Origin of the sequence: Terrabacter sp. C0L_2 (assembly GCF_036352015.1) — a bacterium.
GTDB classification, from domain to species: Bacteria; Actinomycetota; Actinomycetes; order Actinomycetales; family Dermatophilaceae; genus Terrabacter; species Terrabacter tumescens.
On sequence record NZ_CP143557.1, the window covers coordinates 4,451,503 to 4,466,679 of the forward strand.

The following is a 15,177-nucleotide window of genomic DNA, read 5'->3' on the forward strand; positions in this document are numbered from 1 at the left end:
CCGGGCACGCTACTACAGCTGACAGAGTCACTCCGGGGAGCTGGCAGGAGCGGCGAGGCCGTTCTCAGCCCTCGCCGGCCACGAACGCGCGCACCGAGTTGGCGACCATCTGCACGGCGATCGCCGACAGGAGCAGGCCGGCGATCCGCGTCAGCAGCATCGTGCCGCTCTCGCGCAGCAGGGCGCGCACCCGGCCGGCGAAGCGCAGTACGAGGTAGACCGCGAGCATGGCGGCGACGAGCGCCGCGGCGACGGCGGCATACTCCCCCGTCGTGTCCGAGCGCTGCACCGCCAGCATCGTCGCGACGATCGCCCCCGGCCCGGCGAGCAACGGCGTGCCGAGGGGCACGAGCGCGACGTTGACCCCGGCGTCGGCGAGCGCGTCGGACTCCTTGCCCGTCAGCAGCTGGAGGGCGACGAGGAGCAGGAGCAGGCCGCCGGCGCCCTGCAGGGCCGCGATCGAGATGTGGAGGTAGTCGAGGATGCTGCGGCCGAAGAGCGCGAACATCGCGATGACGAGGACTGCCACGAGCGAGGCGCGCCGGGCCGCGACGTTGCGCTGCGCCTTGGTCAGGGACGCCGTGAGCGCGAGGAAGATCGGGACGGCCCCGGGCGGGTCGAGGATGACGATGAGGGTGATGAAGGTGCTGAGGAAGATCGTCGTGTCGAAGACGCTCACGGCCTCAGCACCTCGGTGACCCCGCTGGAGGCGGCCTCGATCGCCTCGAGCACCTCGGGCGCCGTGGTGTTCTCGGCGAGCCGGTTGCGCTTGCCCTCGCCGTGGTAGTCGCTCGACCCCGTGAGCACCAGGCCGAGCCGACCGGCGAGCGTCTGCGCCCGGGCGACCTCCTCCGGCCCGTGGTCGCGGTGGTAGGCCTCGAGCCCGACGAGCCCCGCGTCGCGCATCCGCTCGACGAGCGCGTCGTCGAGCGCCCCGGATCGCGTCCGGGTGAAGGGGTGGGCGATGACCGGCACTCCACCGGCGGCCCGCACCAGCTCGACGGCCCGGACGGGGTCGGGCGCGTAGTGGCCCACGTAGTAGGGCGAGTCGTCGCCGAGCCACGACCGGAACGCCTCGTCCCGGTGCCGGATCGTGCCGTTCGCGATGAGGGCGTCGGCGATGTGCGGCCGACCGGGCGTCGCCCCGGGGCCCACCTGGGCGAGCACCTCGTCGTACCCGAGGGGTATGCCGTCCGCCGCCATGAGCGCGACCATGCGTTCGAGTCGGGTGGACCGGGAGTCACGTGCCCGCGCGAGCTCCTCCGTGAGCGCGGCGTCGTCCGCGTCGGTGAGGTAGCCCAGCAGGTGGATCGAGGAGTGTCGCCAGGCGCACGAGATCTCGATGCCCCGCACCAGCGTGATGCCGTGGGCGCCCGCCGCCTCGGCCGCCTCGGCCCAGCCGGCAACGGTGTCGTGGTCGGTTATGGCCAGCACGTCGACGCCGGCCTCCGCCGCCGCCGCGACGAGCTCGGTCGGCGTCTCGGTGCCGTCGCTGACGGCCGAGTGGGTGTGCAGGTCGATGACCGGACGCGTGCGCGCCTCGCGCGCGGAACCGGTCGTGGTCACGCCCCTCAGCCTAGGGGCCGACGTGCGCGCCGCCGTCGATGCCACCCCGCAGGTCCGCGCGAGCCGTGGACCCGTCGTGGTCGCCGGCTGGCAACCTTTGTCGCACACGGCCCGTAGGTAGGGCATGGACAGCACGGACAGGGGAACGACGTGAGCCGACGCGACGCGGCGCGCGACGCCGACTTCACGGCCTTCATGGAGCAGGCCGGGCCGTCGCTGCTGCGCACCGCGTGGCTGCTGACGGGCGACCACCACAGGGCGCAGGAGCTGACCCAGGCGTCACTCGTCAAGACGTATGCCGCGTGGCCGCGGGTGCGTGAGGGCGAGGCGCTCGCCTACGCCCGACGGGTCCTCGTCAACCACCGCACCGACGTCTGGCGCGCCACGCGCCGGGAGGTCGTGACCGACACGCCTCCGGAGACGCCGGCACGCGCGGTCGAGGGCGCCGGCCGGCGCGACGCGGAGGGCACGAGCGACGACCGCGACCAGGTCGTCCGACTGCTGCGCACCCTGCCCGAGCAGCAGCGACGGGTCGTCGTGCTGCGCTACTACACCGACCTGTCCGAGCAGGCCACGGCCGAGGTGCTCGGCATCTCCGTCGGCGCGGTCAAGAGCGCCGGCTCCCGCGGGCTCGCCGCCCTGCGCGCGGCCCTCGCCGATGCCGCGGCCCGCGAGGACGCGCCCGCCACCGCTGCCACCACCACCGCCACCGACCAACGACCGTCCGCCCGAGAGAGGAGCGCTCGATGAACGCCGCACCGGACACCGACATCAGGGCCGCGCTCGACGACGCGAGCCGCGTCGCCGGCCTGACCTTCAGCCCCGAGGCGGTGCTCGCGGAGGGGCACCGGGTCGTGCGCCGCCGCCGTCTCGCGGCCACCGGCCTCGTCGCCGCCGCCACCGCGGTCGTCGCCGTCGTGGCGGTGCAGCTCGTCACCGGCCAGCCCCGTGCTCTCCCGGCCGGCGACCCGAGCTCGAGCAGCACTCTCGGGCAGGCCTCCGGCGAGCTCACCGGGTCGACCTTCGACGTCGGGGTCCCCAAGAACGGTCCCGGCGTGCGGGTCGACGTCTCACCGGTCGGCGCAGGGCGGGTCGTGGAGCGATGGACCCTGTCCGACGGCGACACGGTGCGTCGCACCGTCAGCCGCACGGTTCCGGCCACCGCCCCCGGTCGGGCGAGCTTCCTCATGCCGCGGGAGTCCGGGCAGCAGGGCGTCGTCTACGCCTACGCGCTGACCGGACCCGAGGGCACGGCCTCGGGAGTCGTCATGACCCAGGTCGTGACAGCCCCGGACCTGGCCACCGGGCAGGGTTCCGGTGGGGTCCTGACCGACCCCGCGAGCGGACGGGCGCTCGGGTCGCTCACTCGCGTCGAGACCGGGTCGGCCGACCCCGAGCAGGTGATCGGGCTGATCTGGAACCGCACCCGTCCGACCACCACCGCCACTCCCGCCATCGACTGGCTCGCCGACGGTGCCGCCCTGCGCGCGGGGCGCACCGGTGGCGTGGACGCGGCCGTGGTCACGGTGAGCGCTCGGACGTCGGTCCTGCTGTGGCGCGACGGCGACCGTTTCGGCTTCGGCCGGCGCAGCGGGCCCCTCGCCCTGAAGGACGCCGGGAGCCTGCAGGTCGGGGTCGAGCCGCACTCACCGGCGGCGGCAGGCACGGAGAACGACCTTGCGGTCGGGTGGGTGACGGCCGGACCCGTCGCCCTGACCTCCACCGACCCGTCCGACGCGTTCACGGTCTCCTACGGCGACCCGGTCGGCGGCCGCACCCCCTTCGTGGCGCGATCGGCCCAGCCGGAGGTCAAGGGCACCGTCACGGTGACCGGCGGCGGAGAGACCCAGACCGTCACGTCGTGGGACTCCCAGAGCTCCTGAGGCTGCGTCGTGGAGGATCGCCGGCAGCTGGTGCCGGGGATCCTCCACGAACCGACGGTCAGGCCTGGGAGGACCCGTGCGTCGCAGCGTCCTGGCCGGGCCAGTTCTTGTCCGGCACCGGCACGGGACGGCCGGGCTGCTCGCCGCCGCGCGCCTCGAGGTAGTTCTCCTTGGGCACCATGACCTTGCGACGGAAGATGCACACGACGGTGCCGTCCTGCTTGTAGCCGATCGTCTCGACGTGGACGACGCCGCGGTCGTCCTTGGACGTCGACTCCCACTTGTCGAGGACCGTCGTCTCGCCGTAGATCGTGTCGCCGTGGAAGGTCGGCGCGACGTGGCGCAGCGACTCGATCTCGAGGTTGGCGATCGCCTTGCCCGACACGTCCGGCACCGACATGCCGAGCAGGAGCGAGTAGACGTAGTTGCCGACGACGACGTTCTGCCCGAACTGCGTCGACCCCGCGGCGTAGTGGGTGTCGAGATGCAGCGGGTGGTGGTTCATCGTCAGCAGGCAGAAGAGGTGGTCGTCGTACTCCGTGACTGTCTTGCCGGGCCAGTGGCGGTAGACCGCACCGACCTCGAACTCCTCGTAGCTGCGTCCGAACTGCATTGCCGCTCCTCGTCGAGTGAACTCACCCGGCCCCGCTGGGACGAGCGGCTCCCAGCCTGCCGGAGCGGACGGCATACGCCCATGGTCGTACGCCGTGTGCTTGCTCACGATGGCCCCTGGCCGGCCGTGTCGTCCGCCACTGCGGGCAGGTCGCTCGTCTCGGAGAGGACGGGTGCGGTGCTGCCCGTGGCCGTCGGGTCGGGGTCGGCCGGGAGGGTCGCCCCCGCGGCCGGACGCGGACGCACCCCCTGCTGCTTGGCGACGAGCAGGCTGGCGAAGTAGGTGCCGAGGGAGACCCCGGCGGCGAGGCCGAGACCGAGACCGAAGGCCTGGAGCAAGGTCGGGACGCCGACGGCGAACCCGTTGCCGTCGGGGTTGGTGACGAGCTGCGAGATACCCTCGTAGGCCATCCGCCCGGGCAGCAGCGGCACGATCGCGGCGGTCGTCACCGCGAGCGCCGAGATGGTGAGGCGGCGCGCGACGAGTCGAGCCGTGAAACCGATGACGAGCGCGGCTGTCGCCGACGCCGTGACCGCGCCGAGCTCGAGCGTCCGCTCGGCGAGTGCGAGGACGACCCACCCGGCGCCACCGGCCAGGCCCGCGACCACGACGGCGGTGCCGGTCGCGTACGACATGACGGCGAAGGCGACGGAGATGATGACGGCGCAGACGACCTGCACGACGACGTTGTCGCTGAGCATCGTCTGCGAGCTGATCGCGATCGGGTAGTCGAGGCGCTTGCCCAGCGAGAGCACGACGGAGATGCCGACCGCGATGCCGAGCGAGAGCACGACCACCTCGAAGCCGCGGGCTCCGGCCGTGACGTAGTAGCCCTCGAGGGCGTCCTCCGCGGCGCCGACGACCGAGAGCCCGGACAGCAGCAGGACGATCCCGGAGGCCACGACGAGCGAGGGTGAGACGTCGCCGACGAAGGTCAGGCCGGCCGACTGGGCCACGACGACGAGGGTCGCGACGGCGGTCGGGATGGCCGCGCCGACGCACTGGGCGAAGAAGGCGGCCACGCCGGCGCCGGTGAGCCAGGCGAGGACCCGTCCGACGACGGTCGCGGTGAGGAAGCTGAGCAGGATGATGAACGGGCCGCCGCCGACGAGACCCGCCGCGCCGGCGGCGAGTGCGCCCCCGGCGACAGTGACGAGCCACCGGCGGTAGGGGTGCGGCGCCGTGATGACCGAGTCGAAGCGCACGCGCGCCTCGTCGACCGGGACCGGGTCCTGGGCGAGCTCGACGATGAGGCCGCGCAGGCGCTCGAGGCGCGTGTAGTCCTGCACGCGGAACCGCACGATGCGCATGACCGTGATCGGGTCGGCGTTCGGGCCGCGATGGTAGGAGACGGTGACCGACGTGTAGGTGACGTCGACGTGGACCGAGCTGAGCCCGTACGCCTTGGTCAGGGTCAGCACGGTCGCCGTGACGTCTGCGGCTGCCGCACCGGTCGCGATCATGGCGACTCCGGCGCGCATCGCAAGGTCGATGACGGCCTGCGCCGTGACCGAGTCGACACCGTCGGGCGTCGTCCAGATCGGGATCTCGTCGGTCGGTGGGCCGCTCGGGCTCAGGGCCCGCCGGGTGCTGGCCCGCAGCGAGGGCAGGCTCGCGCGGGCGGTGGTCGGCCGGGTGGGTCGGTCGGTGCGGGCCACCCCACGACCGTATGCCACGACCGGACCGCCGCGGACACCCCTCCCGGCGTGCGACTGCGCTCCTCTCGCCGTCGCTCCCCCGGTCCTCGTCCAGCACGCCAGAACTCGGTTCGGTGGCACCCCGCCCGCGTGGCACGATGACGCAATGAGTGAAGAGCAGAAAGCCTCTCCGAGCCGCAAGCCGGCGACGACCGACGAGTTCCGGGCGTTCGTCGCGAGCGGCTGGGCGCCGCGCAGCACCGAGGTGACCCCTCGGGCCGAGGTCGCCGACCACGCAGCCCATCGTCGTGACGCCGTCAGCGCCGCCTTCCCCGGCGAGCGCCTGGTCATCCCGGCCGGCGGTCTCAAGGTGCGCAGCAACGACTGCGACTACGTCTTCCGCCCGCACAGCGCCTTCGCCCACCTGACGGGCCTCGGCAGCGACCGCGAGCCCGACGCCGTCCTGGTGCTCGAGCCCCGGCGCGCCACCGACGGCGGCTCCGAGGGGGGCTCCGAGGACGGCCACGAGGCCGTGCTCTACTTCCGTCCTCTCGCCGACCGCGACACCGAGGAGTTCTTCGGCGACTCGCGCTACGGCGAGTTCTGGGTCGGGGCGCGTCCCACGCTCGCCGACATCGAGTCCGAGCTCGGCCTCACCGCCCGGCACATCGACGAGTTCGGTGAGGCCGTCGGCAAGGACGCCGGCGAGGTCACGGTCCGGGTCGTGCGCGACGCCGACGCCGAGGTCGCGGCGCGCGTCGACAAGGCCCGCGACGCCGTGGCCGGCACGCAGGAGGCCGCCGAGGCCGAGACCCGCGTCGACCGCCAGCGCGAGGCCGACGAGCAGCTCGCCGCGTTCCTGTCGACCCTGCGCTTCGTCAAGGACGAGTGGGAGATCGAGCAGATGCGCGACGCCGTCGCCGGCACCCACCAGGGCTTCGACGCCGTCATCGCCGACCTCCCCGAGGCGGTCCGCCGCGGCCGCGGCGAGCGCTGGGTCGAGGGCGTCTTCGGCCTGCACGCCCGCCACCACGGCAACGGCGTCGGCTACGACTCGATCTGCGCGAGCGGCGACCACGCCAACACGCTCCACTGGATCAAGAACACCGGTGACATCAAGGACGGCGACCTGCTGCTCCTCGACGCCGGTGTCGAGGTCGACTCCCTCTTCACCGCCGACATCACCCGGACCCTTCCGGTGAGCGGCACCTTCAGCGACGCGCAGCGCAAGATCTACGACGCCGTGTACGCCGCGCAGGAGGCGGGCATCGCCGCCTGCCGGCCCGGCAACAAGTTCAGCGACGTCCACAAGGCCGCCATCCGCGTCATCGCCGAGCACCTGCACGAGTGGGGCCTTCTCCCCGAGGGCGTCGACGTCGAGGGCACCCTCGATGCCGACCACGGGCAGTACCACCGCCGCTGGATGGTGCACGGCACGAGCCACCACCTCGGCATCGACGTCCACGACTGCGCGCTCGCCACCCGCGAGCAGTACTCCGACGCCGAGCTCAAGCCGGGCATGGTCATCACCGTGGAGCCGGGGCTCTACTTCAAGGCCGACGACGAGCTCGTCCCGGCCGAGCTCCGCGGCAACGGCGTGCGCATCGAGGACGACGTCCTCATCACGGAGGACGGCTGCGAGAACCTCTCGGCCGCGATGCCGCGCAGCTCCACCGAGGTGGAGCAGTGGATCGCCGGCATCTGGGGCGCCCGCGCCTGACCGCGTCCCCTGCGCATACGTCGAGCGCCCACGTCCCCGTCGGGACGTGGGCGCTCGGTGCGTCTCGGCTGGCGCGCCGCCGGTTCGAGCCCGCCGGTTCGAACCCGCCGGGTCGGACCGGCGGTCAGGCCGGAGTCGTTCAGCCGGCGGGCGGCGGGCCTGGCTGGTCGGTGCCGGTCGGCGGCCTGGTCGCCGCGGGAGGGTCGGTCGCTGCGGGTGCGTCGGTCGCTGCGGGTGCGTCGGGCACGGCCGGCGAGTCGGGCACGGCCGGCGCAGGCGTGGCGGGCGTCGCGGGCGTGACGGCCGAGGCGCCGAAGCCGGTGTGGCTGACCGCGATGCCCGCCTTGGCGAGGATCTCGCGTCCCTGCTGGGCGAACTTGTGCTCGCAGAACACCTCGTAGCGCGTCGCCACGACCTGGCTCACGGACGAGAAGTCACGCGCGCCGCGGGTGAAGGCATACCCGACGAGCGACCACACGAGGCCGAAGACGGCGCCGTAGAGCGCGGTGTAGAGCAGCAGGGTGATCGGGCTCGAGGGACGGGAGAAGAGCGAGAGGATCAGGCCGACGAAGAGCCCGAGCCACACGCCGGACAGCAGGCCGCCGAGGGCGACGCGACCCCACGTGAGGCGGGCGGTCACCCGCTCCATCTGCTTGAGGTCGGTGCCGACGATGAGGCAGTTCTCGACCGGGAACTGGTTGTCCGACAGCGTGTCGACGGCCTTCTGCGCATCGACGTACTGGTCGAACACGCCCAGCGACATGGGGTACTCCAGGGACAGCGTCGCGAATCCCTGGCGTCCCCCCGGACCCTTCGGTTGCAGGCTCATGGTCCCATCCTCGCATCCCCGCCGCCGCGGGCAAGGGACGCTCAGGACTTGAGCTTGTAGTCCTCGACGAGGCGACGTCCGATGATCATGCGCTGGATGTCGGCGGTGCCCTCCCCGATGAGCAACATCGGGGCCTCGCGGTAGAGCCGCTCGATCTCGTACTCCTTGGAGTAGCCGTAGCCGCCGTGGATGCGGAAGCTGTCCTCCACGACCTGCGAGCAGTACTCCGACGCAAGGTACTTCGCCATGCCGGCCTCGAGGTCGTTGCGCTCGCCGGAGTCCTTCTTGCGGGCGGCCTTGACCATCATCTCGTGGGCGGCCTCGACCTTGACCGCCATGTCGGCGAGGCGGAAGAGCACGGCCTGGTGGTCGACGATCTTCTTGCCGAAGGTCTCGCGCTGCTGGGCGTAGGAGACGCCGAGCTCGAAAGCCCTTCTCGCGACACCGCATCCGCGGGCTGCGACGTTGACGCGGCCGACCTCGACGCCGTCCATCATCTGGTAGAAGCCCTTGCCGGGCTCGCCCCCGAGGATCTGGGCGTCGGTGGTGCGGTGGCCGTCGAAGACGAGCTCGGTCGTGTCGACGCCCTTGTAGCCCATCTTGTCGATCTTGCCGGGGACGGTGACGCCCTGGGCGGTCTCGCCGAAACCCGACTCCTTGTCGATGAGGAAGGTCGTCATGTTCCGGTAGACCGAGTCGGCTCCGGTGTCGGTCTTGACGAGGACGGCGACGAGGTTGGCCGAGCCACCGTTGGTCAGCCACATCTTCTGGCCGTTGATGGTCCAGCCGCCGTCGTCGCCCTTGACGGCCTTGGTCTTGATCGCCGAGACGTCGGAGCCGCAGCCGGGCTCGCTCATCGAGAAGGCGCCGCGGATCTCGCCGGTCGCCATCTTGGGCAGGTAGTGCTGCTTCTGCTCCTCGGTGCCGTGCTGGAGCACCATGTAGGCGACGATGAAGTGGGTGTTGATGATGCCGCTGACGCTCATCCAGCCGCGCGCGATCTCCTCGACGCAGAGGGCATAGGTCAGCAGCGACTCGCCGAGGCCGCCGTACTCCTCGGGGATCATCAGCCCGAAGATCCCCATCTCCTTCATGCCGTCGACGATGGCCTGCGGGTACTCGTCCTTGTGCTCGAGCTCGGTGGCGACGGGGATGATCTGCTCGTCGACGAACTCACGGACGAGCTTGATCAGCTCGGTCTGCTCCTCGGTGAGGCCGTCGGTCTGCTGCAGTCGGGACATGCTCGAATCGCCACCTTGCGTCTGGGCTCTCGGTCAACTGCGACCGAGTATGCCGTCGCGCCGGCCGGGCGGTCACCGCGCAGGCGTGTGAGGGTCGACACCTGTGTCGTCGGTCACCGGGTGGCGGCTCACCAAGGCTGGCCGAAGCCGACCTTCTTGGACTTGACCGGTCCCTCGAGCGTCGAGCGCTGGCTGAAGTTGCCGTCCTTGAGACCGGCCGTGACGGTGCGCAGCAGGTCGGCGCGGGGTGCGCCGGGCTGTCCGGCGAGCGCCTTGAGGAAGAGGTAGGTGAAGGCTCCGTTGGAGCGGCCCCCGAACGTCGCGTCCGAGGCCGTCTGCCCGGACTTGCAGGCCGCGAAGAGCACGGGCTTCGAGGCGGTCGACCGGCTCTTGGTCAGCTCGACGAGCGCCCTGCGGTCGGGTCGGCCGGTCGGCGCGAGGGCCCGCAGCGCCCGCGCCGTCTCAAGCCCCTTGCGGGTCGGCGGCGGCAGGAAGCGGGGCTTCCGGCCGAGCAGCTGGGCCTGCATGATCTCCTCGAGGTCCTTCAGGCCGGTGCCGCTGTGGCACGTGTCGAGCAGCACCTCGAGCAGGACGCCGGACGGCACGCGCGCGAAGAGATCGCGCAGCTCGTCGTCGACGATGACCGTGTCGCGGTCCCACTGGTCGCCCTTCTGCCGGATGTCGTGGCAGGCGAAGGCCTCGTCGAGATCGTCGGGCTCGAAGTCCCCCCCAGGCTCGTTGGGCACCTGGGTGCCGTGGCTCGAGATGGTGAAGACGATGTGGTCGCCGGGCTTGGCCGTGTCGACGAGCTTGGTCAGGGCGCCCATGACGGCACTCTTCGTGGCGGCGGCGTCGGTGAGCACCGTCGTCGAGCGACCGGTGAAGCCGAGGGGCCGCAAGGCCTTGGCGACGTCGTTGGCGTCGTTGACGCAGCCGTTGAGCCAGCTCGACTGCGGTAGCGACTCGAACTCGTTGATCCCCACGCACAGAGCCCTGCGTGCCATGGCCGTTCCTTCCTTGTCGGGAACCCCTCGGTCGAGTGGGTTCGCTTGTCGCGTATGCCGTCTCACACCGTCTCGAGGACGGCGTCGGGTCTCGCGTACACGACGTAGGCGAGCCAGGTCGGGTCGTCCGCCTCCTGGGCCGCCGTGCGCGCGAGGGCGCTCGCGCGCGACATGGGCGTGCCCTTGAGGAGCTCCTCGTAGAGCGTCTCGACGAAGACCCGCGCCGGCTCCTCCTGGACCGACCACAGGCACGAGACGAACGCCGAGGCGCCGGCGTCGAGGAACGCCTTGGCGAAACCGCCGACAGTCGTGAAGAGCTCGCCGGACCGGCCGGTCTGGCACGCGTTGAGCACGACGAGCGGCCCGACGCTGCCCGGCCCGGTCCAGTCGAGGTTCTCGGAGACGTCCGTCGCGGTGAGGTACTGCTGGCGCACCGTGGTCCCTCGACGCTGCCCCTTGAGCAGCACCTTGGCCTCGACGATGTCGTCCGAGCGGGCCGCCCCGTGCCCCGAGAAGTGCAGCAGGTCGAAGCCGCCGCCGCGCAGCAGCCGCTCGACGCCGCTCGGGGTGGCCGTCACGGACCTGGCACCGAAGCGGTCGGCGAGGTAGCCCGCCTCGGCCACCCCCACGTCGTTCTTGAACATCGGGTCGGCGTAGACCGGGCAGATCGAGCGGGCGTGGCCCCGTCGCACGCGGACGCGTCGGGGCGGGAAGCTGCCGAGCTGCCAGCGCACGAGGCCGCCGGACGCGAGGAAGCGCGGCGTGGTGCCGCGCTTGCCCCGAGGCGGCTTGAGGTGGACGAGCTCCCACGGGACGCAGGGCTCGTCGGTGTAGACGATGAGGTCGTGCACGAGGTCGCGGTGGTCCCAGAGGTAGGCCTGCATGTCCTCGGGGAAGAACTGGTCGAAGAGCAGTGTCCCGGTGTTCTGGAGCTGCGACATCCGTTGGCGCGGTGAGAGATCCGGATCCTTGATGACCTGCTCGACCTCGGCGATCCGGTTGCGCACGAACTCGTCACGGCCCAGGACCGGCGCCGACTCGAAGACCCGCTCTGGCTCCCCCGGCACGAGGCGCACGGCATAGCTGTAGACGCGCTCGCCGGTGACCCGGCGGCACTCGACGATGTCGATGCAGGGCAGCCCGTCGAGCTCGGGTGCGTCGATGCCGGTGTGGACGACGGCGGTGGCGGGCGCGGGCGCCATGAGCCCGGCCGCTGCCGCCGTGGCCTCCAACATCAGCGTGGCGACGGGCACCCAGCCCTGTCGCAGCACGACCGACAGACGGACCGGACCCGGCGCGAGGGCGCGCACCCGGAAGGTCAGCTCGCTGGCCCAGTCCCCGGCCGGGAGCCCGAAGACCTTGGCGTCGTTCTCGAGCACCTGCACGTTGTCCTTGGCGTAGACCTGCACGCTGACTGGACGCTCGGCATCGACGTGCACGGTCTGGGCCGCGTGCACCGTGCCCTCGGTCGGCGCGAGCTGCTGGCGCGCGAGACGCACGCGCACCGTCACGTCCGAGCCGGGCGTCACGACGCCGGGCATCTCGGCGGCCAGCTCGGCCTCGGTCGGCGCCTTCGCGGCCATCTTTCTCGTTGACGTCTTCTTCGTTGCCGTCTTCTTCGCGGCCCGCGTCGAACCGGGCCGGGGCGCAGGCGGCCGGGCCGTGGTCGGCGGCGGCGCGACGCTCGGCGGCGGCGCGGCCCGCGGCGGAGCCGGTGGCGGTGGGGCCGGCGGAGGGGGTGGCGCACCCGCCGGCGCCGGCGCCTCCGCCATCTCGAGCCCGCGGTCTCCCCCGACCTCGTCACCCCCGCCCAGCACCGGGCCGGCCGTCATCCACTCCGGTGCCGACGTCTCCACCGAGGCCCCGAGACCGAGCGGCAGCCACTGGGAGATCGCGCCGATGACCGACAGCTGCGAGAAGTAGTTGACGTGGTGCACGACGTCGTTGGTGCCGAGCGCGAACGTGTCGCGCACGAAGCCGCCCGCGGGCAGTCCGATCGCAGACATCGAGTCCGTGTCCACGACGAGGTCGTTGCGCCCCTGGAAGATCCCGTCGACGAAGCCCTCGGCGAGCTTCACCGCCAGCTCGCGGGGGAACTCCGGCGGGTTGTGGTGGTCGTCGAAGAGCGACACGTGGAAGTCGGAGGTGACGACGTGCCAGTTGGTCCCGGGGCGGGGCTGTCCCGGCTGGTCGGCGTTGAGGGCGGTGACGAACGGCCCGTCGGGGGTCATCGCGGCCAGGCCGGGCACGCCGTCGTCACCAGCGGCATACGACACGAGGTACTTCACCAGGGCGCCCACGCCACGCACGACCCCGCTGACCACGGCGGCGAACGGAGCGCCGCCGGGCACGAGCGAGAGGCCCGCGGCGGTGACCATGACGAGGTTCGTGTAGAGGTCGACGAGGTCGTGCCAGCGCTCGGGGTCGGCGAGGTGGGTGCCGCCGTTCGTCGCGGCGACGAAGACGATCGAGTCGACGCTCGTGCGCAGACCCGAGCCCGGCAGCACCGACTCGACGAACGCACGCGTCACGAGCCCGCCGCGGCTGTGGGTGATGACGTCGACGACGAGCTCCCCCCGGTGCGGCTCGAGGAGCGCGAGGAGGTCGCGCGCGTTGCGCTCCGGGTCGACGCTGAGGGTGCGGTGGTCGAAGCCGAGGACGGCGTCGTAGGCGGACACGAGGGTGTCGACGAAGCCCTCGGCCCCGGGGGTCATCGTGAGGGCGCCGAACGCGCCGGCGGTCGAGGAGAAGGTGCCGTGGACGAGGAGCAGGACGCGGGCGGCGCGGTCCGTCGGCAGCCCGACGTCGGCGATGCCGGCGACGGGCTTCCACTGGTCGAGCGCCCCGCCGGTGACGTGGACGAGCCCGGTCCGCACCCCCGACTCCAGGTGCTCGACGACCTTGCCGACGACGACCGGGGCGGCGAAGCGCAGCACGATGGCCTGCAGGGCGCCGTGGGCGAGGTCGCCGAGCAACCCCCGGTCGGCCCGCGCCGACGGCGCCGCGAGCGAGCGAGTCGCCGAACCGCCCCGGCGGGCAGGAGGATCCGGCTGGACGGACAGCTCGAAGGACACCGTGCGCGGACCGTGCTCGAGCGACCGCGTGCGCTCCCCCGCGTCGGTGGGCAGGTGCCACGAGTAGAGGCCGTCGCGTTCGAGCAGGACGGCTGCGTCCTCACCGGCCGGCACGTCGACGTCGAGCTTGACCGTGCCGCGCCGGTTGGCCGGGGGTCGCCCGTCCAGGTCGCGAGCGCGCTGTGGTCGCAGGTCGATCCGGTCGACGACGACGAAGTCGCCGTCCCGGAGCGCCTCGACGAGCGCTGCGCGTTCGGCCGTCCGCCGACCCCCGCCCGGCAGGTCACGGTCCGTGCGGTCCGACGCAGGGGACGCGTCGTAGCCCCGTGGCGCGCGCACGCGCACCGCTCCCCGACCGAAGGACGCGGACAGCATACCTGGGCTCCCTCCGAGACGTCTCCCCTGCTCCTTGCCACGGTAGAGGTCGCGGGGGTGCTCGGTGATACAGATCGCGGCAATCGCCTCGACCGTTGCGCTGAATCAATTCCGTTGCGCCGGACCCGGCGGATGCGCCAGTCTCTTCGCGAGCGCAGCGGCACACGGCCGCCGCCAGGACCCAAGGAGGGTGACATGACCGTCACGGCCCCGGGCATGCCTGCCCACATCTCTACTTCCTTGGAGTTCTCTTGTCTTTCAACGCTTTTCACGACGACGACCTCGAGGTCATCGATCCCCGGCTGAACGGCCGGACCGCCCTCGGACTCGAGGACGAGCAGTACGCGGTCGACACCGACCCCGACGGGCCGCCCGAGGGTGAGCGGTGGTCGAGCTGGGACGGCGCGACCCACGGCCCGAAGCCCCGTCCCGGCTGGGTCATCACCGACCTCGGCGCGGTCGAGGCCGACCTCGGGGTCCTCAAGACCGGCAAGGAGGCCGACGTCCACCTGGTGCGCCGGTGGGTGCCGGGCTCCCCCGACCGGGACGTCCTCATGGCCGGCAAGCGCTACCGGTCGAGCAAGCACCGCATGTTCCACCGCGACTCGGGCTACCTCGAGGGGCGGCGCGTGCGGAAGTCGCGCGAGATGCGGGCCATGCGCACCCGCACCTCGTTCGGCAAGGAGCTGATCAGCGGGCTCTGGGCCTTCGCCGAGTTCCAGACCCTCGTGCGCCTCTGGGACGAGGGCCTGCCCGTGCCCTACCCGGTGCAGATGTCCGACGACGAGATGCTGATGGAGTTCATCGGCACCTCCGACGGGCAGGCGGCACCTCGCCTCGCGCAGTTGCGGCCTGATGCCGAGCTGCTGCCGGCGCTCTTCGAGCAGCTGCGCGAGGCGATGCTCCGGCTCGCCGAGCTGGGCTGGGCGCACGGCGACCTGTCGCCGTACAACGTGCTCCTCGAAGGTGAGGGCGAGCAGGCGCGGCTCGTCATCATCGACTGGCCGCAGGTCGTCGACGTCATCGGCAACCCGCACGGCCCGGAGTTCCTCGAGCGCGACACCCACAACATGTGTGACTGGTTCACCCGTCGTGGGTACGCGGTGGACGAGGGAATGCTCTTCGGTGACCTCATGGCGGCGGCGACGTCGCGCTGGTGACGCCTCTGGACGTCCTGCCGAAGGGCCCACAGGCCAGATGGAGGCCACCCGTTCGTGGGGTGGCCTCCATCGCCT

The 15,177-nt window shown here is 72.0% G+C and carries 12 protein-coding genes; 4 read left to right on the forward strand and 8 right to left on the reverse strand.

The features are described 5' to 3' along the window. Positions 1-64: 64 nt before the first annotated feature. Positions 65-679: a MarC family protein gene (locus U5C87_RS20675; protein WP_330474311.1), complete on the reverse strand. Its 615-nt coding sequence runs from the start codon at positions 677-679 to the stop codon at positions 65-67. Next, positions 676-1,566: a PHP domain-containing protein gene (locus tag U5C87_RS20680; protein ID WP_330474312.1), complete on the reverse strand. Its 891-nt coding sequence runs from the start codon at positions 1,564-1,566 to the stop codon at positions 676-678. Before U5C87_RS20680 ends, U5C87_RS20675 begins: the two co-directional genes overlap by 4 nt. Positions 1,567-1,716: 150 nt before the next feature. Here U5C87_RS20680 and U5C87_RS20685 point away from each other — a divergent pair, with 150 nt between their 5' ends. Further along, positions 1,717-2,316, forward strand: coding sequence for a SigE family RNA polymerase sigma factor (locus tag U5C87_RS20685; protein WP_330474313.1), 600 nt, complete (start codon positions 1,717-1,719; stop codon positions 2,314-2,316). Next, the gene (locus tag U5C87_RS20690; protein WP_330474314.1) at positions 2,313-3,449 is read left to right on the forward strand and encodes a hypothetical protein; all 1,137 of its coding nucleotides are present in this window, start codon (positions 2,313-2,315) and stop codon (positions 3,447-3,449) included. Before U5C87_RS20685 ends, U5C87_RS20690 begins: the two co-directional genes overlap by 4 nt. Positions 3,450-3,507: 58 nt before the next feature. Here the strand turns inward: U5C87_RS20690 and U5C87_RS20695 are convergent, their stop codons facing one another. Further along, positions 3,508-4,062 carry a MaoC family dehydratase gene (locus U5C87_RS20695; protein ID WP_330474315.1) on the reverse strand — a complete coding sequence of 185 codons (555 nt, stop codon included), beginning with the start codon at positions 4,060-4,062 and terminating at the stop codon, positions 3,508-3,510. A gap of 104 nt (positions 4,063-4,166) precedes the next feature. Beyond that, entirely contained in the window at positions 4,167-5,720 is a 1,554-nt protein-coding gene (locus U5C87_RS20700; RefSeq protein ID WP_330474316.1) for a threonine/serine ThrE exporter family protein, read from the reverse strand. Positions 5,721-5,865: 145 nt separating this feature from the next. On the opposite strand from U5C87_RS20700, the gene U5C87_RS20705 reads away from it, so the two are divergent. Further along, positions 5,866-7,419, forward strand: a complete 1,554-nt coding sequence (locus U5C87_RS20705; protein ID WP_330474317.1) for an aminopeptidase P family protein — start codon at positions 5,866-5,868, stop codon at positions 7,417-7,419. 139 nt (positions 7,420-7,558) lie between these two features. On the opposite strand, the gene U5C87_RS20710 is transcribed toward U5C87_RS20705, so the two are convergent. From U5C87_RS20710 to U5C87_RS20725, 4 genes are all read right to left on the reverse strand, one after another. Further along, positions 7,559-8,248, reverse strand: a complete 690-nt coding sequence (locus tag U5C87_RS20710) for a general stress protein (protein ID WP_330474318.1) — start codon at positions 8,246-8,248, stop codon at positions 7,559-7,561. A 41-nt stretch (positions 8,249-8,289) separates the two neighbouring features. Continuing rightward, positions 8,290-9,489, reverse strand: coding sequence for an acyl-CoA dehydrogenase family protein (locus tag U5C87_RS20715; RefSeq protein WP_330474319.1), 1,200 nt, complete (start codon positions 9,487-9,489; stop codon positions 8,290-8,292). A gap of 128 nt (positions 9,490-9,617) precedes the next feature. Next, the gene (locus tag U5C87_RS20720) at positions 9,618-10,493 is read right to left on the reverse strand and encodes a caspase family protein (protein WP_330474320.1); all 876 of its coding nucleotides are present in this window, start codon (positions 10,491-10,493) and stop codon (positions 9,618-9,620) included. 62 nt (positions 10,494-10,555) lie between these two features. Beyond that, positions 10,556-13,942 carry a DUF7379 domain-containing protein gene (locus U5C87_RS20725; RefSeq protein WP_330474321.1) on the reverse strand — a complete coding sequence of 1,129 codons (3,387 nt, stop codon included), beginning with the start codon at positions 13,940-13,942 and terminating at the stop codon, positions 10,556-10,558. A 251-nt stretch (positions 13,943-14,193) separates the two neighbouring features. Here U5C87_RS20725 and U5C87_RS20730 point away from each other — a divergent pair, with 251 nt between their 5' ends. Next, a complete protein-coding gene (locus tag U5C87_RS20730; protein ID WP_330474322.1) occupies positions 14,194-15,102 on the forward strand; it encodes a serine protein kinase RIO in 909 nt (302 codons plus the stop codon). Positions 15,103-15,177 lie beyond the last annotated feature (75 nt).